Genomic DNA, 21,181 nt, shown 5'->3' on the forward strand with positions numbered 1-21,181 from the left:
GGTCGCATGAGTATAATTGCCTCCGCTTTATAGCCCCATTTTGTAACACGCCAATAAATAACTAATAAGGAAGTCATAAACTATGAGCCTGTTTATGAGCCTCGTCGGAATGGTTGCACTGATTGCAATCGCAGTACTACTATCCGACAACCGCAAAGCAATTAATATCAGAACAGTGGGTGGCGCTTTCGCTATCCAATTCGCACTTGGTGCATTCGTACTTTACATCCCTTGGGGTCGTGATCTACTTGCAGGTTTCTCTGCTGGTGTAGCAAACGTGATCGACTACGGTAAAGATGGTACTGGCTTCCTATTTGGTAGCCTTGTTAACTTCTCAGTTGACGGTATCGGTTTCATCTTTGCATTCCAAGTTCTACCAACACTAATCTTCTTCTCTGCTCTTATCTCTGTACTTTACTACATTGGTGCGATGCAAGTTGTAATCAAGGTTCTTGGTGGTGGTCTTCAGAAAGCTCTAGGTACTTCTCGCGCTGAGTCAATGTCTGCAGCAGCAAACATTTTCGTTGGTCAAACAGAAGCACCTCTAGTAGTTCGTCCATTTGTTCCTAAAATGACTAACTCTGAACTATTCGCAGTAATGTGTGGTGGTTTAGCATCTGTTGCTGGTGGTGTACTAGCGGGTTACGCATCTATGGGTGTTCCTCTAGAGTACCTTGTAGCAGCGTCATTCATGGCAGCACCTGGTGGTCTACTATTCGCTAAAATCATCAAGCCTGAAACTGATGAAGTTGATGAGAACCTAGGTTCAGACATCGACGGTGGCGACGACAAGCCTGCTAACGTTATCGATGCAGCTGCTGGCGGTGCGTCAGTTGGTCTACAACTAGCACTTAACGTTGGTGCAATGCTACTAGCATTCATCGGTCTAATCGCTCTTATCAACGGTATCCTAGGTGGCATCGGTGGTTGGTTCGGTATGGAAAACCTAACTCTAGAACTTCTTCTAGGTTGGATCTTCGCACCGTTAGCATTCATCATTGGTGTTCCATGGGAAGAAGCAACTATTGCTGGTTCTTTCATTGGTCAGAAGACAGTTGTTAACGAATTCGTTGCATACCTAAACTTCGTACCATACATCGGTGACAACGCTCAAATCGTTGAAGCGACTGGTCAAGTAATGTCTGTTAAGACTCAAGCAATTATCTCGTTCGCTCTATGTGGTTTCGCAAACCTTTCTTCAATTGCGATTCTTCTAGGTGGTCTAGGTGGTATTGCTCCAAACCGTCGTCACGACATCGCACGTATGGGTGTTAAAGCGGTTGTAGCTGGTACTCTATCTAACTTGATGGCAGCAACAATTGCTGGCTTCTTCCTGTCTTTCTAATCAGTTAGAAATCGATATATAGACGCCATAATAATATCGCCCCGTAGCAAGAAATTGCTGCGGGGCTTTTTTGTTTTTGGGCCTAGTGATTTTGAGCATTAGCATGAGTGAATGCTTGGAGTCGAAAATGGGTCTAGAATGTTTTTTTGAGATACAAACCGTTTGCGTTCTAAGGAGCACTACAATTTATTGATGGATACCTATAATGTATAAGCTTAAGGGACAGGATGTCTCTTGTTGGCAAGAAAATAACTGCTTGGGTTTATCTAAAGGTTATTCTTCTGGGATTAAGCCAAACTTAGCGATACGCTATAGATGTTAGACACAACATGACTGATTTGTTGTGCCATAGACCAAACTGGTACTGTGCGGTGACAAGGATTGCAATTGATAGCGAAAGTTATCAAGTCTTCAGGGAACCAAGTCCGTTCATTTGTGACTACTGAACATTACTAAAATATCCATCTATACTGGATGGGTGGCGAAGTAGTTAACTATTTGAATATATTGATCGGAGATAGAAATGAGCGATTTAAAAGCAGCAGCTCTACGTGCACTTAAACTTATGGACCTAACGACGCTAAATGATGACGATACTACTGAAAAAGTAGTGGCGCTTTGTCATGACGCGAAGACTGCAGTTGGCAACACCGCTGCAATCTGTATTTACCCTCGCTTCATCCCAGCCGCTAAGAAGGCGTTGCGTGAGCAAGGTACTCCAGAAGTACGCATCGCGACTGTAACTAACTTCCCTCATGGTAATGACGACATCGAAATTGCTGTTGCAGAAACGAAAGCAGCGGTAGCGTACGGCGCAGACGAAGTTGACGTAGTATTCCCATACCGTGCTCTTATTGCTGGCAACGAAGAAGTTGGCTTTGAGCTAGTTAAGCAATGTAAAGCCGCTTGTGGTGACATCACGCTTAAAGTGATCATCGAAACTGGTGAGCTAAAAGAAGAAGCACTTATCAAGAAAGCTTCTCAGATCTGTATCGAAGCGGGTGCAGACTTCATCAAAACTTCAACAGGTAAAGTGCCAGTAAACGCGACTCCTGAGTTCGCGCGCATGATGCTTGAAGTTATTCGTGACATGGGCGTGGCTAAAACTGTTGGTTTCAAACCAGCTGGTGGCGTACGTACAGCTGAAGATGCTCAAGCTTACCTAGCAATGGCTGATGAGCTACTAGGCGCTGAGTGGGCAGACAACATGCACTACCGTTTTGGTGCTTCAAGCCTACTGACTAACCTTCTTAATACATTAGAAGTGACAGACGAAACTGCTGATCCAGCAGCATACTAATTTACTCGTCATATTTGACGCCGCAGCGTTGTTGACTGCGTAAGTTCATCCTAATCACATAGAGCTTCTATGCTCATAGGAATGAACTCACTGGTCGCCTAGCTGCAACGCCAAATATTTAGAGTATTGATAATAACAAGTCTGTTTGATGGAGTGGCGTTAAGTCACTCCATATTACCTCTTTATCCTACAACCATACTCGCTCAGAGTTTGGGAGGCACTAATGTATCTACCTCAAGAAATTATTCGCAGAAAACGTGATAACGAAGTACTGACCACAGAAGAAATTAACTTCTTCATCCAAGGTGTCGCTAAAAACACGGTTTCTGAAGGCCAAATTGCTGCATTCGCAATGGCTATCTTTTTTAATGAAATGACGATGCCAGAACGTATCGCACTAACATGTGCAATGCGTGATTCAGGCATGGTGATTGACTGGAGCCACATGAACTTTGATGGCCCAATCGTTGATAAACACTCTACTGGTGGTGTTGGCGACGTAACCTCTCTGATGCTTGGCCCTATGGTGGCAGCATGTGGCGGTTTCGTTCCAATGATCTCTGGTCGCGGTTTAGGCCACACTGGCGGTACGCTAGACAAGCTAGAATCTATCCCTGGTTACAACATTACACCAACCAACGATGTGTTTGGTGCCGTAACCAAAGAAGCTGGCGTGGCTATCATCGGTCAAACCGGTGACCTAGCACCTGCTGACAAGCGTGTTTATGCGACTCGTGATATCACAGCAACAGTAGACAACATCTCACTGATCACCGCTTCAATCCTATCTAAGAAACTGGCCGCTGGTCTTGATTCTCTAGTAATGGACGTAAAAGTCGGTTCAGGCGCATTCATGCCAACGTATGAAGCATCTGAAGAGTTAGCAAAATCTATCGTTGCAGTAGCAAACGGTGCAGGCACTAAAACAACAGCAATCCTAACGGACATGAACCAAGTTCTGGCTTCTTCAGCGGGTAACGCAGTTGAAGTCCGTGAAGCGGTTCAGTTCCTAACAGGCGAATACCGTAATCCACGTTTGTTGGAAATAACGCTAGCGTCGTGTGCGGAAATGTTGGTGCTGGGTAACCTAGCAAAAGATTCAGATGAAGCGCGTGAAAAACTGATGGCAGTACTGGATAACGGTAAAGCAGCAGAGTGCTTCGGTAAGATGGTAGCGGGCCTTGGTGGTCCTGCAGATTTCGTAACGAACTACGATAACTACCTAGAAAAAGCAGAAATTGTTAAACCAGTGTACGCACTCGAAAGCGGTGTAGTATCAGCGATGGATACGCGTGCAATTGGTATGGCTGTAGTTGGTATGGGCGGTGGTCGCCGCGTAGCAACAGACAGCATTGATTACGCAGTCGGTTTTGATAGCTTCATTCGCCTTGGCGAAGTAGCAAGTGACGATAAACCATTAGCAATAATTCATGCTCGCAATGAACAACAGTGGCAAGAAGCTGCGACGGCATTACAAAATGCAATCACTGTGGGCGGAGAATATACAGCAACGCCAGACGTTTACCGTCAGATTCGTTCTGAAGACGTGTAAATAACAGGTATCGGTATACCTCGTGTATACCGATAAACAGAGTTCTGGTGCAAAGAGCAATAAGTTGGTGAAGAAAATGAAAAGAGCATTTATTTTAGTTTTAGATTCATTCGGTATCGGTGAAACAGCGGATGCTGACACATTCGGCGATGTAGGTTCGGATACAATGGGTCACATTGCTGACCATTGTGATCAAGGCCTTGCAGACAACGCGGATCGTAAAGGTCCACTAACGCTGCCAAACCTGTCTAAGCTTGGTTTAGCTATGGCTCACAAAGAGTCTACAGGTCGCTTTGCTCCAGGTATGGACGCAGACGCTGAGCTCATTGGCGCTTACGGTCATGCTGCTGAGCTGTCTTCTGGTAAAGACACGCCATCAGGTCACTGGGAAATCGCAGGTGTACCGGTATTGTTTGACTGGGGCTACTTCACCGACAAAGAGAACAGCTTTCCAAAAGAACTGACTGATCGCATCCTTGAGCGTGCTGGTCTATCTGACTTCTTAGGTAACTGCCACTCATCGGGTACAGAAATCCTAGACAATCTAGGTGAAGAACACATGAAGACTGGCCTGCCAATCTTCTACACTTCTGCAGACTCTGTTTTCCAGATCGCATGTCATGAAGAGACATTCGGCCTACAAAACCTATTAGACCTTTGTCAGATTGCTCGTGAAGAACTCGCTGACTACAACATTGGTCGTGTTATCGCTCGTCCGTTTATTGGTGCGGGTAAAGGTCAATTCGAACGTACTGGTAACCGTCGCGATCTTTCTGTTGAGCCGCCAGCGGCGACGGTACTTCAGAAACTGGTTGATGAGAAGGGCGGCAACGTTCACTCAATCGGTAAGATCTCTGATATCTACGCAGGTTGTGGTATCACTCAGAAAACCAAAGCAACAGGTATTCCAGCGCTATTTGAAGCAACCAAAGAAGCGATCACTGAAGCGGGCGACAACACTATCGTGTTCACTAACTTCGTTGATTTCGACTCAGCATACGGCCACCGTCGTGATGTTGCAGGTTACGCAGCTGCGCTTGAGTACTTCGATGGCCGCATCAATGAAATCATCGATATGATGAAAGAAGATGACGTGCTTATCCTAACTGCAGACCACGGTTGTGATCCAACATGGCCGGGTTCAGACCATACTCGTGAACATATCCCTGTGATTGTTTACGGTAACAAGGTTCCAGCAGGCTCTCTAGGCCGTCGTGATACCTTCGCTGATATCGGTCAAAGCTTAGCGTCATACTTTGGTACGTCGCCAATGGGACACGGTACAAGCTTTCTATAATAGTTAACGAAGAGAGAGGGAAACCTTTCTCTTCTTTTTTGTTTTGAGATTAAGGATATTTTCAATGGCTACTCCACATATTAATGCTGAAATGGGTGATTTCGCTGACGTAGTTCTAATGCCAGGCGATCCGCTACGCGCTAAATACATCGCTGAAACCTTCTTAGAAGAAGTGGTTCAAGTATGTGATGTTCGTAATATGTTCGGTTACACGGGTACTTACAAAGGTCGTAAGGTTTCGGTTATGGGGCACGGTATGGGCATTCCATCTTGTTCTATTTACGCGACTGAGCTGATCAAAGACTTTGGTGTAAAAAAGATCATTCGTGTCGGCAGTTGTGGTGCAGTGAGTGAAGATATCAAAGTGCGTGATGTGGTGATTGGCATGGGCGCGTGTACTGACTCAAAAGTGAACCGTATTCGCTTTAAAGGTCATGACTTCGCGGCTATTGCGGATTACAAAATGGTGCGTGCGGCAGAAGATGCAGCAAAAGCGCGTGGTGTAGACGTAAAAGTGGGTAACCTGTTCTCGGCAGAGTTGTTCTACACGCCAGATCCAGAGATGTTCGAAGTGATGGACAAATACGGCATTGTTGGCGTCGAGATGGAAGCGGCAGGTATCTATGGTGTGTGTGCTGAATACGGCGCAAAAGCTCTGACTATTTGTACTGTTTCTGATCACATCAAAACTGGTGAGCAAACCACATCAGATGAGCGTCAAACGACCTTCAACGACATGATGGTTATCGCACTAGACTCTGTGCTGCTTGGTGATCAAGAGTAAGAGTTACTTTGTGGTTTAAGTTGTTTCTAGCTCTCGAATAAATATAGCTAGCCAAATTAACAGATAACAAAAAGCCCCGTCGCTGCCTGAGCGTCGGGGCTTTTTATTGGTAATGATGTATTACTGAGCGCTATTTCTTGGATTCTGAAGGCTATGTGATTTCAATCGAAATAATTCACCTTGCCTAATCCGAGGTTTTTATTTCGTGATTCCAAGACCCTATGACAAAGCTTATGAGTTTGCATTCTTAAGCAGCAAGTTCTCACCAGACTTGGTTTTTCTTCTACGAATGAGCATGACAAACAGCACGCCACTGACAAACCCCATCAACACCATGCCGATCATGTAGCGATCACTTTTACGATAATGGTGATCAGAAATCGCCGTCATCTTACCCGTTTCAAAGGTCACACGAATGAATCCAATGATCGCTTTCTCTGGAGAGTAGATAGGTTCAACTAATTGCTGTCTGCCGATACTTGCTGTTGAAAGTGGCGTATCTAAGCCTAGAACTTCGCGTACTGAGAGTGCTTTTTCACTCGAAGCCAGTCGAATCCCCTCTGCATCGTATATCGTGGTATCGAATACCAAGCGATCCTGAGACAGCTGATTGGTGAGGTCCAGCAGTCGCTCCTGGTCTTGTTGTGTGATCGCTTTACTGGCAGAAAGTGATGCCTGAGAGATAAGCAACTTAGTCAGCGTTTCTAGCTGTTTTGCTTGGATCTTCTCGTTACCTTTACTGATCACGACTGTATTTTTAATCGTTACAACGAACATAGTAGCCAGCAAAATGAGGGCTAGCATTCGTAAAGCGTTACGTATTGAGAACAATGATTCATTCATGTTTCACGAAGCCTGAAATAAACAAATGTTATGATTAAGACATATTGAGACTTGCGTTTTCAAATTGCAATAGGTTAACGTTTAGCATAGTTAATTAGGAATCATACACATGGACGCTCAGAAATATCTGCCGATAAAAAGGCATACAACATTATTAACTCGACTCCCCGAGACTCGTTTTGCTTCTCAACTCGCTAAAGCCAAAGCCAACTGGATTGTATTCGGTGAGTATCTATCACCACAATCATTCGATGACATCGATTTTTTCACAGGCACTTACAACACCATTCTTGATACGTGGAAGGTAGGGCATTATGAAGTGGCTTTGATGTCAGGCAACCTAACACCAGCACACGAAGAAATCCTACAGGCCTTAAAGCTTGATTATGCTTGCCTTAGCGAGGTCCCAGACCTATCTAAGCCAGGTTTGATTGTAATGGATATGGATTCCACAGCGATTCAAATTGAATGTATCGATGAGATTGCAAAGCTAGCTGGAGTGGGGGAATTAGTCTCTGAAATCACCGAGCGAGCAATGCAAGGTGAGCTCGACTTTGAACAGAGCCTACGTCAACGAGTAGGCGCACTGAAAGGTGCGGATGAATCTATTTTGGAGCAAGTGCGTCAATCATTGCCATTCATGCCAGACTTGGTTGAGCTAGTGAATACGCTGAATAAGCTTGGTTGGAAGACGGCAATTGCTTCAGGTGGCTTTACTTACTTCTCTGACTATCTGAAAGATACGCTTGATCTTGACCACGCTCAGTCAAACACGCTTGAAATCATTAATGGTAAATTGACGGGTGAAGTCTTAGGCGATGTTGTTTCGGCGCAGACTAAAGCGGATATCTTGGTAGAGTTGGCTGAAGAGTACGAATTGGAACTGCATAACACTGTTGCCGTTGGTGATGGTGCTAATGACTTGGTTATGATGGGTTCTGCAGGTTTAGGCATCGCCTACCATGCGAAACCAAAAGTAGAGCAACAAGCTCAAACCGCTGTGCGTTATGCCGGTTTAGGCGGGGTACTTTGCATCTTGTCGGGTGTACTAGCTAAGCAGCAAAAAATCAGCTGGCAAGCGAAGCCTTAGTCATATTCGTCAAACGCTAAACAAAAGCGCATTTACAACGGACACAAAAAAGCAGGCGATGAGCCTGCTTTTTCTATTTGTGTCTCTGGAATATGGATGAACTGAGTTAGCGTGTCAGCTCCAATCGAATCAATACTTCATCGGTAATATCTTCTATCTCACCATAACCAATAAAAGCCGTGACCTCATTTTCTAGCTTCTTAGCTTGGTGCATGCTGATGCGTGAGAGCTCTTCTAAATCAGACTGGAATAAACTCGTTAGCGGATTAAAAATAGGTGCAGTAGTGACTCGTAGTACATACACGTCACCTAAATGCTGAGCTTTCTTGATGAATAAGATGCGTTCCTTTGCCGAGGCGAAGTCTTTGACCAACTTCGTGTGTACGGATTGGATCTTGTCGCCAAACTTAACCGCAGCAATATAGACATCATGGTGTTTAGGCTCAGCACCTTCAATTCTTTTCAGTGGTTCCGCCAACAGTGAGTTAGAGTGGCCTTTGAAAATAGGTTCGAGTGAGAACTTTTGGTTGTGGCCAAGTTTAGCGAGCAGTGCTAAGTGTTTATTCAGCGGAAAGTTTACGCCAATGATCTTACAACGCAGTGTTGAGCCTGGTTTATCGATGAATATTGGGTTGCTGACCATCTTGCTCAGCAAAATGTTGTGTAGAGACTCGAGCAGAGAGTGTGTTGGCAGTATCTCTTTCTTCTTAATCAACTTGCTTTGGTTTTGATCGATAAGCCCATTGAGAAAGGCGATAGTACGCATTGTCTTCGTGTTCTCGGCGATAACCAACTGCACGTTGCGACCATTCGGGCTGACTCGAATCACGTGGTAAGGCACGGTGCTTAATGGCAGGTTTTTGTCGTAGAGCTGCAGTTCATTGAAGTTTACTAATACTGGGTCATTAATCTTGAGTACCATCGGATGCTCAAGAGCAATGCTGAGTCCACGTTTTGATATATCTAAGGTGTGTCCGTTAGCCGCAGCGCCATCTTGTGAGGTGAGTTGTAACGGTGACTTAAATTGATACCTCGGTTCTTTGCGACGAGTTTGAGAGTCGAAGTAGATACTTTGAATATTTCCCACTACAGAACGCGGGTGACGGAAGCGGTTCAGTTCACTGCTTGGAATGCGCGGTTTTTCACTCAATAGATAGTCAGCTGCACTTTCGTGATCGCCAATCTCTTGCAAAATCCCACAATGCGTCAGTTGTGCTGAGCTTTGAGCTAATGTATCCGAGTGCTTGGCTAAGGCTTGTCGCTCGGTGTCTGAAAGTTCGAACACCGAGAACTTGAACGCCTTCCAGCTTTTACGTTTACCACCGATGTGCCAGAACAACTGTCTTTGCTCACGAGAGGCTTCAGGGAGCATCATTGAGTAGAACAAGGTCTTGTCTTGATGCTCATGAGTAAACGAGTAAATAACGTTACTGGTTCCCTTTACGCCAGGTTTAGCCAGCAAGTTCATTCGTTGTTCGTTGAACAGGGTGCCCAGTGCTTGTTGGTTTCGCTCATCGTGCCAGTATTGCCACAGCGGATGGTTGTTATCCGTCAGTAGGGCTAGCTTTAGTTCACTGCCGCTAAAGAAAAGAGGAAGATTACAGGTGTGCTTGAGATAGGTGTGTTCGATACCTCGAGTACGAGTTCGAATGATTCTATCTTGATTCTCATGGCTGGTTTTCTTGCTTGAGCTATTCAAAGATTCATCAAGCAAGCGGGCTACAATATTGTTATTGCTTACCTTGATGGTTCTTAAAAATTTGACGGCGTTATTCTCGTAAGACTCATCAATGCCCAGAACGCGGAATTCGACCGCTTGGTAAACATCGTTTTCTTGCGACTTTTCGATAAGCTCTGTGAACTTAACGCTGATGATCTCACCGAGGTTGTACTTAAAGGCGCTCGGTACCTTGAATTTTGCACCCGACGGGGAAATATCAACCGTCACACCGTGTAGGCTTTGGCCTTTAGATGTGGTGATCTCAACCTGTGAGCTAATCTTGAGTCTGTTTTCTTGACGCTTTAAGTCATAACCGAGGTTAATGGCTTCCGCTTCATACGGGCTATTAGCGTTAGTGAGATCTTGATTATGCTGAGACGAGGTTTTAACGATATTACGAAGTGGCTGAGTTCGCGGAGTCATCACTAACTCCCACGCGCCCTCTGTATAGCCTTTAAACTTTTTAGTACCACGTTGATAGGCGTTCAAAGCAATATCATCAAGCCAGTGTTTACGACCATCTAACGTAAATTGACGACATTCAGTGTCAATACGTCCGCGTAAATCAATGCTCTTTGTGCACGGAGCCATGATACGATTCAGTTCCATTTTAACGAGCAATTTCAGAGACGGGGATTCACCTTCTGTCATTTGAGAAAGAAGGAAGTCGAAATCCTCAGCGTGGTAGGCTGGGATGAGTCGCTCTGCTACAGATAGAATTTCAGATTGCTGCATACTTTTCTTGTTAGAATGGACGGTACGTTTATGTTATCGACTAGTTTAAATCGATCTTTAAGTATAACTGGTATGACTGCAACTTTTATTTTCACCCGTACGGTCAAATAAGTCACAAATTGACAACATCATTGTGTAACTGAGTAAATTATTGAGGTTTTATGGCTAAGGCAAAACGAGCTTATGTGTGTAATGACTGTGGTGCTGACTTTCCACGTTGGCAGGGGCAATGCAATGCATGTGGTGCTTGGAACACGATTACCGAAGTTAGGTTAGCGGCTTCACCTCAAGTTGCGCGTAATGAACGACTCAGTGGTGGTTACGCGGGTGGGGCAACAGAATCGAGCGTTCAGACATTATCGGAAATTAACCTGCAAGAAGTCCCTCGCTTTAGCAGTGGTTTCAAAGAACTCGACCGCGTGCTCGGTGGTGGTGTCGTACCTGGCGCTGCAATTCTGATTGGTGGTAACCCTGGTGCCGGTAAATCAACGCTGTTATTGCAGACCATGTGTCAGCTCTCTTCTCAGTTGCCAACACTTTATGTCACTGGTGAAGAATCACTGCAACAAGTCGCGATGCGAGCTTCTCGACTCGGTTTACCGAAAGAACATCTCAAAATGCTCTCTGAAACCAATGTTGATAAGATCTGTCAGGTTGCCGAAAAAGAGCAACCTAAAATCATGGTTATCGACTCAATCCAAGTTATGCATGTCGCTGATGTTCAGTCATCGCCAGGTAGTGTGGCGCAGGTGCGCGAATCGGCAACGGCATTAACGCGCTATGCGAAACAAAACAACGTTGCGGTGTTCTTAGTGGGACACGTAACTAAAGACGGCACATTAGCGGGGCCAAAAGTACTGGAACACATTATTGATTGCTCTGTGTTGTTGGATGGCGGAACTGATAGCCGCTTTAGAACGCTGCGCAGTCACAAGAACCGTTTTGGTGCGGTCAATGAGTTGGGTGTATTTGCAATGACAGGCCAAGGCCTAAAAGAAGTCAGCAACCCATCGGCTATTTTCTTGTCTCGCGGTGAAGAAGAAACCTCGGGCAGTTCGGTCATGGTTGTGTGGGAAGGTACTCGTCCACTTCTCGTTGAAATCCAAGCGCTGGTGGACTATTCCCAGCTCGCTAATCCACGTCGTGTTGCTGTTGGTCTAGAACAAAATAGGCTTTCACTGTTATTAGCCGTGCTGCATAAACATGGCGGCTTACAAATGGCTGACCAAGATGTGTTTGTGAATGTCGTCGGTGGTGTTAAAGTAACCGAAACCAGTGCCGATCTCGCGTTGGTGATGGCACTACTTTCTAGTTTCAGAGATCGCGCATTACCAAAAGATGTGGTGGTTTTTGGCGAAGTAGGCCTAGCGGGTGAGATTCGACCTGTACCGAGCGGGCAAGAGCGCTTAAATGAGGCATTTAAACATGGCTTTAAGAGAGCGATTGTTCCGGCGGCTAACATGCCAAAAGGGGGCATTCCAGGAATGCAGATCCACGGTGTGAAAAAATTATCAGAAGCAATTAATGCTTTTGATGAGTTGTAATTGAGCTCACTTCAGCTACTCTATACAGCAGAAATTCAGTCTAACTTAAACGCTATTTTCGCTTTAAGTTAGCACTAAACTTAACAATCATTTAGATTGTTTCTACAGATTGCCTTTTTCTATATGTTAGAAAAAGGCAAAGTTTTTTAGTCCCAAATGCATGCAAAGCTATCAGTCTTCACAGATTGTGATATACTCTGCGCGCATTTTATATCCTATTAACAGAGTAAGACAATGGCAGATTTATCGAAATACAGAAACATTGGTATTTTCGCGCACGTTGATGCGGGTAAAACAACTACCACTGAGCGTATCCTTAAGCTAACTGGTCAGATCCACAAGACTGGTGAAGTACATGATGGCGAATCAACTACTGACTTCATGGAACAGGAAGCTGAGCGCGGAATTACTATCCAATCAGCAGCTGTAAGCTGTTTCTGGAACGGTCACCGTCTAAACGTTATCGATACTCCTGGACACGTTGACTTCACAGTTGAAGTATACCGTTCTCTTAAAGTACTTGATGGCGGTATCGGTGTATTCTGTGGTTCTGGTGGTGTTGAACCACAATCAGAAACTAACTGGCGCTACGCTAACGAATCAGAAGTATCTCGTCTGATCTTCGTTAACAAACTAGACCGTATGGGTGCAGATTTCTACAACGTTGTTGACCAAGTTAAAAACGTTCTAGGTGCAACTCCTCTAGTTATGGTTCTACCAATCGGCCGCGAAGATGAATTCGTGGGTGTTGTAGACCTTCTAAGCCGTAAAGCATACGTTTGGGATGACACTGGTCTTCCTGAAAACTACGAAATTCTAGATGTTCCTGCGGACATGGTAGACGACGTAGAGCAATACCGTGAAGAGCTAATCGAAACTGCTGTAGAGCAAGACGATGACCTAATGGAAGCTTACATGGAAGGTGAAGAGCCTTCTATCGAAGACATCAAGCGTTGTATCCGTAAAGGTACTCGTGACCTAGCGTTCTTCCCAACTTACTGTGGTTCTGCATTCAAGAACAAGGGTGTTCAAATCATTCTTGACGCTGTTGTAGATTACCTACCTTCTCCAACTGAAGTTGATCCTCAACCTCTAATGGACGAGAACGGCGAAGAAACTGGCAACCACGCTATCGTTTCTACTGAAGAAACGTTTAAAGCGCTTGCATTCAAAATCATGGATGACCGTTTCGGTGCTCTAACTTTCGTTCGTATTTACTCTGGTAAATTGAACAAAGGCGACACGATTCTTAACTCATTCACAGGTAAAACTGAGCGTGTTGGCCGTATGGTTGAGATGCAAGCTGATGACCGTAACGAACTAACTAGCGCACAAGCTGGTGACATCATTGCGATCGTTGGTATGAAGAACGTGCAAACAGGTCACACTCTATGTGATCCTAAAGATCAAGTAACGCTTGAGCCAATGGTATTCCCAACTCCAGTAATCTCTATCGCTGTATCTCCAAAAGATAAAGGCGGTTCTGAGAAAATGGGTATCGCTATCGGTAAAATGGTTGCAGAAGATCCATCTTTCCAAGTTGAAACTGACGAAGAAACTGGCGAAACTATCCTGAAAGGTATGGGTGAGCTTCACCTAGACATCAAGGTAGATATCCTTAAGCGTACTTACGGCGTTGACCTAACAGTTGGTGCTCCTCAAGTTGCTTACCGTGAAACTATCACTCAAGCAATTGAAGATAGCTACACGCATAAGAAACAGTCTGGTGGTTCTGGTCAATTCGGTAAGATCGATTACCGTATCAAGCCTGGCGAACCTGGTTCTGGCTTTACGTTCTCTTCAAAAGTTGTTGGCGGTAACGTACCTAAAGAATTCTGGCCTGCTGTTGAGAAAGGCTTTGGTGGCATGATGGAAAACGGCGTACTAGCTGGCTTCCCTACGCTAGACGTTGAAGTTGAACTTTACGATGGTGGTTTCCACGCAGTCGATTCATCTGCAATCGCATTTGAAATCGCAGCTAAAGGTGCATTCCGTCAATCTATGCCTAAAGCTGGCGCGCAACTTCTTGAGCCAATCATGAACGTTGACGTATTTACTCCAGAAGATCACGTTGGTGATGTTATCGGTGACCTTAACCGTCGTCGTGGCATGATCAAAGATCAACAAGCTGGCGTAACTGGCGTTCGTATTAAAGCTGACGTACCACTTTCAGAAATGTTTGGTTACATCGGTCACCTACGTACAATTACTTCAGGCCGTGGCCAATTCTCTATGGAATTCGCACAGTACTCTCCATGTCCAATGAACGTGGCAGAAGAAGTAATCGCTAAAGTTAAAGCAGAAAAAGAAGCTGGTAAGTAATTAGCTCTTTTCTAAATTAACTAAAAAGCCCCGCAAGTGAAAGCTTGCGGGGCTTTTTGTTATCTTACTCTTGGAAGACGAAGACGAAGACTAAGACTAAGACGAAGACTTAAGAGTTCTGTTTTAGCTCAATGTAAATCGACTCAACCTTCACTCGAGCCCAGTCTGTTTTACGCAAAAACTTTAAGCTAGATTTAATGCTTGGGTCTTTTTTAAAGCAGTTGATATTCACCATATAACTCAACTCTTCCCAACCGTAATGCTCAACCAATTCAGTCAGTAGCTTCTGCAGTGTTATGCCGTGAAGCGGGTTATTTTCTTGTGTCATGAGATGTTCTCGCCATTTATTTGAGCTCAGTATACCAGTTTCGCTTTATGAATTATCAGACCATTTAAGTTGGTAATCTGTCTCGATAATAGTTAGTTCTTCTCGACCTTTATTTCCAAATAACTGAACCTGACTTTGCATCCAAGCTTCAAAGCGTTTGATTTTCTCGCGATGAAAGTATCCATCTGGCGCACATAGGAAGTAATTGTATTTGGGCTTAAGTGCGATGTTACCGATTCGAACGAGTTTCTTTTCCTGCAAATACCGATACACCAAACTGTGCTTCACAAGAGCAACGCCTTGTACGGATAATGCACCTTCTAAAACAAAATGCGAGCCATCAAATTGCAATGATGAGCGTCCAGCCTTCGCTCCAACAATGTCTAGCCATAGATTCCAATCCATATCTGGCCATCGATCTTCAATCAATTCAGCTTTATGCAGATCGTCAATGTCATGGATCCCATGCTTCTCTTGATAAATCGGGTGACAAACTGGGTAAACCACCTCGTCCATTAACCAACGAGACTCGATATTTGGGTAGTTACCGTGACCATACCGAACGCAGACATCGACATTAGAATCTTCAAACGTGACTAGCTTATTGGTCGGTTCAATCAGCATGGATAGGTCAGGGTGGCGATCGCGAAAGTCACCAATTCTAGGAACCAACCAATGTTGGGCAAATGATGGCACGGTTGAAATAGAAAGTTGAGTAGGGTTTGGGTCTTGGTTAATTCGCCTCACACCATCTTGAATGTGGGCAAAGCCTTTCTTAGCTTGCAGGTAAAGTACTTCACCTTCGTGAGTGAGTACTATTTTTCGGTGCTGGCGAATAAACAAGTCTGCACCTAACCACTCTTCAAGTTGGCGAACTTGTTGGCTGACGGCGGCTGCCGTGACAAACAGCTTTTCAGCCGCGAGTTTAAAACTGCCAGTTTCAGCTGCAGTGTAAAAGTAATAGATCCCTTGAAATGGTGGGGTTCGTTCTCTCACATTAGTTTTCCTTAACTGAATGTCAGTATCTATCGTTTGTCGATGTTGCTCTGTTGGTCGATTATTGACCATAACAAAGCGAAAGATCAACAGGAGAAAGGCTATGAATACGATCACAGCAACCGAAAATACCAACCATTCATTTTTGTCATCGTTATCAGTTAAGAAATTCTATTCTAACTTTGAGCGTTATCTTCAGAATCGTAGAACCAGAAAGCAGCTGTCTGAGTTACCAGAGTATTTATTGATAGATGTCGGGATTACGCAGGATCAAGTCGATCAAGAACTGAAGAAATCGTTTTGGGAGTGAGTCAGGGCAGCGTAGCTTTTACTCAAGGTGGATTTTATTTAACGCTGTTTTTACCCTACATAGTTTTTACTCAACATAGCTTTGTCGGCGTGGAAGAGTTACGTTGCTATTCTGTATTTAGTTATTGGGGAACTGTTTATTTCAGAAGCTGATAGGCAGAGCTAGTTCTCCAATACCTCGTTTACTTCTTCATGTAACCAATGAGTAAACGCAGTCACTCGCTCTTTTCTTGGAGAGCTAGGATCAAAGCAGAGATTGACCTGAACACCGGGTGTCATCCCAATATTGAATGGCTTAACGAGTAGGTTACGTTCGATAAAATCACCAGCCAAGCTATCTGTAGCAAGGCAGACCCCATGTCCAGCCATGACAGTCGTTAACCCCATATCGAAGGTACCCACTTCCATCCACTGCATTGTTTTGCCTTGAGTGGATATGTTGGCTTGTTTGAACCACTCTTCCCAAGGGAAGCATCCGCTATTAAATTGAATTAACCAACATTTGAGTAATTGTTCAGGTGACGTGAACTTTAAAGAGTTGGCCAGTTCAGGTGAACAAAAAGGATAGATGGGTTCGTTGATTAGCATCTCAAGACTCAAGCCTTCCTCAACACATAGGTCCTCGCCTTGTAGAATAGCCACATCAATCTCACCATGTTTTAAATTTGGGGTATCAGACGCTGTTAGCACCTTAATTGGAATCTCAGGGTGTTTGACTGAGAATTTCCAAAGCCTCGGCAGCAGCCAGCGGGAAGCAAATGAAGGAGGGCTGCTAACAACAAGAACGCCTTGAAGGGGCTCTGATTGGATCTTATTTAATCCTACGATTATCTCTTCGAACCCGTCCGAGACATGCTTAAAAAGGGTACGTCCTTCTTGTGTTAAGGCCATTACGCGTCCTTTACGAATAAAAAGCTTACATCCAAGCTGTTCTTCTAGTTGGCGGATCTTTTGGCTGACGGCTGCTTGGCTAACAAACAGTTCTTCAGCAGCTTTACTGTAGCTATTTAAGCGTGCTGCAACTTCAAAATAACGGAGACCAGAAAGGTGGCGCAGTCTATTGTCCATAATCTCAGCTTATAGTCCTTGTTAACAATGGTTGTTCGCTTATCGAACAGGTTATTTCCATAATAGCGACAAATAAACAAGGAATACAAGAGAGAGAAAATGAAAACAATAACCTGTTGGGTCGGCAGATTTGTTAATCAGATGCTTAAAGTTAATGATATAACCAAGATGAGTAAGACGGCTAAATCGAGACAAGTTATTAGTTCGGAAACGCTGAGCAGTCGAATGAGGGAGGACATCGGTCTGGACTATGGGAGCAATGATGCGGCTGATTACACTAAATACTTATAAGTTGAGCTTACAAAAAAGGAGCCGTACAGGCTCCTTCTCTATTTTGATTACTCTTCCCAAACTACCAATTTATCTTTCGGCCAGTTATGACCGACTTCATGGTATTTCTGCTCAAGGATGTGTCGCTTTATCTTGAGAGTTGGAGTAAGAACACCATTATCGATGCTCCATGGTTCCTTAATCATCAGTACGCCTTTGATCTTCTCATGCGAAGCTAACTGTTCGTTCATTTTTTCAATGACGCGTTTGCTTGTTCTTTCGTAACGAGCCCGATCAAAATTAGGGAAGTCATGCGGTACTACGAGCAGGATAGGGCCAGGTAAGCCTAAGCCTATCAAACACATCATTTCGACACGACTGTACTCAAAGAGTTTATTTTCGATTGGTACAGGAGCGACAAACTTGCCTTTCGCGGTTTTAAAGGTATCTTTCTTACGCCCACGAATCGTTAAATAGCCTTCGCTGTCAATATCACCAATGTCACCCGTATGAAGCCAACCTTCTGAGTTAAAAGATTCTTGAGTTGCAATGTCATTTTTGTAATAACCAGAGAACATGCCTTTGCTTCGAACTAAAATCTCTTCGTCTTCTGCAATTTTGAGTTCAATGCCCGGACCAGCATTACCTACAGTGCCAATTTTGTCTGCTCTAAACGGGTGGTTAATCGTGCTGTAGGCGAAAGACTCAGTCATTCCCCAAGCTTCGGTAATGTGTAGGCCAACACTCTCATACCATGCAAGTAGAGCTGGTGATACCGGAGCTGAGCCACAGCCAAGAACGCGAGCTTGGTCTAACCCCAGACCATCAGCCAGTTTCTTCTTAATGAGGTTATTCACGAACGGAATTTTAAGTAAGAAGTTCAGTTTTTTCTGTGGAAGCTTATCTTGGATTCGTTGTTGGAATAGAGTCCATAAACGAGGAACTGAAATAAACAAAGTTGGACGATGCATTTTTACATCATCAATAAATGTGTCTAAAGATTCAGGGAAAGCAGTAACCACCCCCCCCATCACTGAAGAACCAAAGATGTACACTCGTTCGGTTATATGGGCAAGCGGCAGATAAGAAAACAGGCGATCGCCGGGTTGGATACCAATGTGATCGATTAACCTCTGAACAGACCATGTAAAGGCACCATACGTGAGCATTGCGCCTTTCGGTAACCCAGACGTACCCGAAGTATACACAAGCGACATCAGCTTATCATCGTGATGCTGAGGTCGTTTGGTTGAGGGTTCATGTGTCTCGATAAGTTGCTCAAAAGTGTGCTGGCACTTAGCGGCAGTATCGTAGGGTAACGAGATACTAATTAGACTCGGATTATCATCGAGTACTTTTTGAGTAGCTTTAGGATCATCAAGCTTACCTGCAATTACGATCTTACTTTCACTGTGTTCAATACAGTATTGAATGGTGTCTGCACCCGCTGTTGGAAAGATTGGGACGCTGACAAAATCTCCTAACATCATGGCAAGATCACAGATAAACCACTCTGCACAGTTTTTTGAAACGAGAGCGACTCGATCGCCGGGTTGGGCTCCGAATCCTTCTAATGCTGACGCCAGTTTTAGTGCTTTGTCGGCCACTTCTTTATAAGTAAATTCAACAAATTGGCGGTTGATGATTTGTTTTAAATAGACTTCATCTGGGCGTTCTTCTGCCCATTTTAAAATCATGTCATTGGGTGTAGGGAGAGCTGTTGCTTTTTCTTGGCTAAACTCGTTAGGCTGAATCATTGTCTAACTCCATGTTTTTCGCTAAGTTATTTTTGTTAAAATCATGTTAAATGTACCATGGTTTTTTCTTTTAGGGAGTAAAATTAGCGTTTTCTGTTATCCGTGCAGGCACGTCTGTAACTTGCGGGTGTTACTCCGGTCCTTTTCTTAAAGATTCTTGAAAAATACGACACATCCTTGTAGCCACATTGGTAAGAAATAACAGCTATTTTTGATTCGGTATCGGCTTCGATTAACTTTTTGGCTAACAGGATTCGTTTATCGCACACAAAGTCTCTAAAACTTACCCCAAAGTGTAGATGAAACTTCTTAGAAAAGTAGGTTGTTGAACAATGACACTTTTCTGCGATTTCTGTTTCTCTGATTTCTTTGTTGATGTTGTCCATAACAAAGTTAACGACTTCAGAGGTAAACAACTTTGCAGGTAATTGATTGTTGTTGTTTGTATCTCGGTCGATATCAAAGTGAGGTTCGAAGATATGCTGTGTTTTACTCTTAAGTTCTTCGAATGTACTGGTCAGATGATTACTGTTTGTTTCGATAATGAAAAATATATTCTTATGATTTCGAACGATATTAGGTAACGGATCCGAGCAAATAATGACAATTCTCTTGTTCAAGTTCTCGCAAATAGATAACGCCATTGTAAGTAGTTGAAGTTTATCCGGTCTATTCAATATAAAAAATACTAGTCTGACATCTAAGTCACTGATTACAGATATGTCTTGCTTACAATTTTCAATAGGGAAGTAGTGGCTTATTTTATTGATAATAACAGCATTAAATTCACTGTCTTTATCTGATAATAAAGGTGTTACTACTTTCATATAAATACCAACTCTATTTCATATTAAACTGTGAGTTTAAAAATAGATAAATTACGATGCATAATAATTAGATTAGAAGTACCACAAAAAAGTGCAAGTGAATGGCAAGAAAATCCTAACCGAATATATCTCTCACCTCTAGATTTAGTTTACAGGTAAACAAAGCCTGATACTAAAATCAAGGAGAGGTTCTCATGGATAAGTTTTTGAATAATTGTAAAGAATTCATGAAAGATGAAGAAGGGTTGACTGTTATCGAGTACGTAATCGGTGCAGCATTATTAGTGTTAGGTTTAACCACGGTATTCTCTGGATTGGGCACTACTCTAGCAACCAAATTAAACACCATTGTTGCCAATGTCGGCACCCCGTAGTTGATAGCGTCATGGATAAGAAAAAAATTGGACAACAAAAAGGACTTACAACTACTGAGTATGTGATCGGTGCAGCCTCGCTCGTTCTTGCTGTTGGATTGGTTTTTTCTGGGATGGCAGCGGCCTTACTTAGTAAATTCCAGAGTATCATATCGAGTGTGTGAATTTTATATATGATTAATGAGCCTTCAGTTTTTTGGGCATTGCTAATTGCAGTTTCGGTATACGATGTTGAGAAACATCGTATACCAAACAAAATATTGATACTGTTTTTGTTTGTGTATTTCTTATCAATGTTTAACCGCAATTACTCCTTTGATGTTTTCTTAATGTCCTTCGTTGGATTCGTAGTGTTTTTTTGTTTTGGATTGCTCTTATATTTTTTAAGAGCTATGTCTGCAGGAGATGTGAAGTTATTGGGTATTGTGGGGATGTATCTCGGGTGGGGACAGTTACTTGGTGCGTCGTACTTTATCTTACTTTCTTCTGGAGTGATCGGGACTTTCTACCTGCTATATAACTTTTCCAACTCGAACAGTCTTAGCATCAAAGGCTATTTTGAAAATAAGCTGATTGTGCTTGGTGGAGTGGCACCAGTATTAGATGAAAGTGCGAGTTTGCACGCTAGGTATTCAAATAAGGTGACGATGCCTTTTGCACCCTCTGTTGTCATGGGATTGGCGATGTATAGCTACTTTACTTAAATCTGTTGTTGGTTAG

At 43.6% G+C, this 21,181-nt stretch carries 18 protein-coding genes; 11 read left to right on the forward strand and 7 right to left on the reverse strand.

Translation table 11 applies throughout. From position 1 onward, the window contains the following. Positions 1 to 82: 82 nt before the first annotated feature. From AC3CHU_RS03030 to deoD, 5 genes are all read left to right on the forward strand, one after another. Positions 83 to 1,345: a NupC/NupG family nucleoside CNT transporter gene (locus AC3CHU_RS03030; RefSeq protein WP_004734478.1), complete on the forward strand. Its 1,263-nt coding sequence runs from the start codon at positions 83 to 85 to the stop codon at positions 1,343 to 1,345. Positions 1,346 to 1,868: 523 nt separating this feature from the next. Beyond that, positions 1,869 to 2,645 carry a deoxyribose-phosphate aldolase gene (deoC, locus tag AC3CHU_RS03035; RefSeq protein WP_017080007.1) on the forward strand — a complete coding sequence of 259 codons (777 nt, stop codon included), beginning with the start codon at positions 1,869 to 1,871 and terminating at the stop codon, positions 2,643 to 2,645. A 223-nt stretch (positions 2,646 to 2,868) separates the two neighbouring features. After that, positions 2,869 to 4,197, forward strand: coding sequence for a thymidine phosphorylase (deoA, locus tag AC3CHU_RS03040; RefSeq protein ID WP_488525047.1), 1,329 nt, complete (start codon positions 2,869 to 2,871; stop codon positions 4,195 to 4,197). A gap of 76 nt (positions 4,198 to 4,273) precedes the next feature. Then, the gene (locus AC3CHU_RS03045; RefSeq protein WP_488525048.1) at positions 4,274 to 5,494 is read left to right on the forward strand and encodes a phosphopentomutase; all 1,221 of its coding nucleotides are present in this window, start codon (positions 4,274 to 4,276) and stop codon (positions 5,492 to 5,494) included. 64 nt (positions 5,495 to 5,558) lie between these two features. After that, a complete protein-coding gene (gene deoD / locus AC3CHU_RS03050) occupies positions 5,559 to 6,278 on the forward strand; it encodes a purine-nucleoside phosphorylase (RefSeq protein WP_004734474.1) in 720 nt (239 codons plus the stop codon). Between the two features lie 231 nt (positions 6,279 to 6,509). On the opposite strand, the gene AC3CHU_RS03055 is transcribed toward deoD, so the two are convergent. Continuing rightward, positions 6,510 to 7,121, reverse strand: coding sequence for a YtjB family periplasmic protein (locus AC3CHU_RS03055; RefSeq protein WP_017080011.1), 612 nt, complete (start codon positions 7,119 to 7,121; stop codon positions 6,510 to 6,512). A 109-nt stretch (positions 7,122 to 7,230) separates the two neighbouring features. On the opposite strand from AC3CHU_RS03055, the gene serB reads away from it, so the two are divergent. After that, positions 7,231 to 8,211, forward strand: coding sequence for a phosphoserine phosphatase (serB, locus tag AC3CHU_RS03060; protein ID WP_004734472.1), 981 nt, complete (start codon positions 7,231 to 7,233; stop codon positions 8,209 to 8,211). 106 nt (positions 8,212 to 8,317) lie between these two features. Here the strand turns inward: serB and AC3CHU_RS03065 are convergent, their stop codons facing one another. Beyond that, the gene (locus AC3CHU_RS03065) at positions 8,318 to 10,666 is read right to left on the reverse strand and encodes a PilZ domain-containing protein (protein WP_004734471.1); all 2,349 of its coding nucleotides are present in this window, start codon (positions 10,664 to 10,666) and stop codon (positions 8,318 to 8,320) included. 161 nt (positions 10,667 to 10,827) lie between these two features. On the opposite strand from AC3CHU_RS03065, the gene radA reads away from it, so the two are divergent. Then, positions 10,828 to 12,210 carry a DNA repair protein RadA gene (gene radA / locus AC3CHU_RS03070; RefSeq protein WP_004734470.1) on the forward strand — a complete coding sequence of 461 codons (1,383 nt, stop codon included), beginning with the start codon at positions 10,828 to 10,830 and terminating at the stop codon, positions 12,208 to 12,210. A 234-nt stretch (positions 12,211 to 12,444) separates the two neighbouring features. Continuing rightward, positions 12,445 to 14,532, forward strand: coding sequence for an elongation factor G (gene fusA / locus AC3CHU_RS03075; RefSeq protein ID WP_004734469.1), 2,088 nt, complete (start codon positions 12,445 to 12,447; stop codon positions 14,530 to 14,532). Between the two features lie 109 nt (positions 14,533 to 14,641). Here the strand turns inward: fusA and AC3CHU_RS03080 are convergent, their stop codons facing one another. Together AC3CHU_RS03080 and AC3CHU_RS03085 are read right to left on the reverse strand one after the other, a co-directional pair. After that, the gene (locus AC3CHU_RS03080) at positions 14,642 to 14,860 is read right to left on the reverse strand and encodes a VF530 family protein (protein WP_054547529.1); all 219 of its coding nucleotides are present in this window, start codon (positions 14,858 to 14,860) and stop codon (positions 14,642 to 14,644) included. 45 nt (positions 14,861 to 14,905) lie between these two features. Further along, positions 14,906 to 15,856, reverse strand: coding sequence for a LysR substrate-binding domain-containing protein (locus AC3CHU_RS03085; RefSeq protein ID WP_488525049.1), 951 nt, complete (start codon positions 15,854 to 15,856; stop codon positions 14,906 to 14,908). Between the two features lie 103 nt (positions 15,857 to 15,959). Here AC3CHU_RS03085 and AC3CHU_RS03090 point away from each other — a divergent pair, with 103 nt between their 5' ends. Further along, positions 15,960 to 16,166: a DUF1127 domain-containing protein gene (locus AC3CHU_RS03090; protein WP_054547531.1), complete on the forward strand. Its 207-nt coding sequence runs from the start codon at positions 15,960 to 15,962 to the stop codon at positions 16,164 to 16,166. Positions 16,167 to 16,327: 161 nt separating this feature from the next. On the opposite strand, the gene AC3CHU_RS03095 is transcribed toward AC3CHU_RS03090, so the two are convergent. The 3 genes from AC3CHU_RS03095 to AC3CHU_RS03105 all read right to left on the reverse strand — a co-directional run bounded on the left by AC3CHU_RS03095 (position 16,328) and on the right by AC3CHU_RS03105 (position 20,087). Then, complete coding sequence (locus AC3CHU_RS03095; protein WP_488525050.1) at positions 16,328 to 17,233, reverse strand: LysR substrate-binding domain-containing protein; 906 nt, start codon at positions 17,231 to 17,233, stop codon at positions 16,328 to 16,330. 338 nt (positions 17,234 to 17,571) lie between these two features. Beyond that, on the reverse strand, positions 17,572 to 19,260 hold the full coding sequence (locus AC3CHU_RS03100; protein ID WP_488525051.1) for an AMP-binding protein: 1,689 nt from the start codon (positions 19,258 to 19,260) through the stop codon (positions 17,572 to 17,574). An 83-nt stretch (positions 19,261 to 19,343) separates the two neighbouring features. Continuing rightward, complete coding sequence (locus AC3CHU_RS03105) at positions 19,344 to 20,087, reverse strand: helix-turn-helix domain-containing protein (RefSeq protein ID WP_488525052.1); 744 nt, start codon at positions 20,085 to 20,087, stop codon at positions 19,344 to 19,346. A 194-nt stretch (positions 20,088 to 20,281) separates the two neighbouring features. Between AC3CHU_RS03105 and AC3CHU_RS03110 the strand changes: the two genes are divergently transcribed. Beyond that, positions 20,282 to 20,461, forward strand: a complete 180-nt coding sequence (locus AC3CHU_RS03110) for a Flp family type IVb pilin (protein WP_182795634.1) — start codon at positions 20,282 to 20,284, stop codon at positions 20,459 to 20,461. Between the two features lie 173 nt (positions 20,462 to 20,634). Further along, positions 20,635 to 21,165: a prepilin peptidase gene (locus AC3CHU_RS03115; protein WP_488525053.1), complete on the forward strand. Its 531-nt coding sequence runs from the start codon at positions 20,635 to 20,637 to the stop codon at positions 21,163 to 21,165. Positions 21,166 to 21,181 lie beyond the last annotated feature (16 nt).

The sequence above is a fragment of the Vibrio sp. QJM3NY_39 genome (assembly GCF_057785895.1).

What these genes read in the sequence shown, in the direction of transcription:
- serB (WP_004734472.1), top strand. Translation starts at nt 7,231, where the DNA reads ATGGACGCTCAGAAATATCTGCCGATAAAAAGGCATACAACATTATTA.
- fusA (WP_004734469.1), top strand. Translation starts at nt 12,445, where the DNA reads ATGGCAGATTTATCGAAATACAGAAACATTGGTATTTTCGCGCACGTT.
- AC3CHU_RS03065 (WP_004734471.1), bottom strand. Translation starts at nt 10,666, where the DNA reads ATGCAGCAATCTGAAATTCTATCTGTAGCAGAGCGACTCATCCCAGCC.
- AC3CHU_RS03095 (WP_488525050.1), bottom strand. Translation starts at nt 17,233, where the DNA reads ATGGACAATAGACTGCGCCACCTTTCTGGTCTCCGTTATTTTGAAGTT.
- radA (WP_004734470.1), top strand. Translation starts at nt 10,828, where the DNA reads ATGGCTAAGGCAAAACGAGCTTATGTGTGTAATGACTGTGGTGCTGAC.
- AC3CHU_RS03045 (WP_488525048.1), top strand. Translation starts at nt 4,274, where the DNA reads ATGAAAAGAGCATTTATTTTAGTTTTAGATTCATTCGGTATCGGTGAA.
- deoD (WP_004734474.1), top strand. Translation starts at nt 5,559, where the DNA reads ATGGCTACTCCACATATTAATGCTGAAATGGGTGATTTCGCTGACGTA.
- AC3CHU_RS03100 (WP_488525051.1), bottom strand. Translation starts at nt 19,260, where the DNA reads ATGATTCAGCCTAACGAGTTTAGCCAAGAAAAAGCAACAGCTCTCCCT.
- AC3CHU_RS03110 (WP_182795634.1), top strand. Translation starts at nt 20,282, where the DNA reads ATGGATAAGTTTTTGAATAATTGTAAAGAATTCATGAAAGATGAAGAA.
- AC3CHU_RS03055 (WP_017080011.1), bottom strand. Translation starts at nt 7,121, where the DNA reads ATGAATGAATCATTGTTCTCAATACGTAACGCTTTACGAATGCTAGCC.
- AC3CHU_RS03115 (WP_488525053.1), top strand. Translation starts at nt 20,635, where the DNA reads ATGATTAATGAGCCTTCAGTTTTTTGGGCATTGCTAATTGCAGTTTCG.
- AC3CHU_RS03080 (WP_054547529.1), bottom strand. Translation starts at nt 14,860, where the DNA reads ATGACACAAGAAAATAACCCGCTTCACGGCATAACACTGCAGAAGCTA.
- deoC (WP_017080007.1), top strand. Translation starts at nt 1,869, where the DNA reads ATGAGCGATTTAAAAGCAGCAGCTCTACGTGCACTTAAACTTATGGAC.
- deoA (WP_488525047.1), top strand. Translation starts at nt 2,869, where the DNA reads ATGTATCTACCTCAAGAAATTATTCGCAGAAAACGTGATAACGAAGTA.
- AC3CHU_RS03090 (WP_054547531.1), top strand. Translation starts at nt 15,960, where the DNA reads ATGAATACGATCACAGCAACCGAAAATACCAACCATTCATTTTTGTCA.
- AC3CHU_RS03105 (WP_488525052.1), bottom strand. Translation starts at nt 20,087, where the DNA reads ATGAAAGTAGTAACACCTTTATTATCAGATAAAGACAGTGAATTTAAT.
- AC3CHU_RS03030 (WP_004734478.1), top strand. Translation starts at nt 83, where the DNA reads ATGAGCCTGTTTATGAGCCTCGTCGGAATGGTTGCACTGATTGCAATC.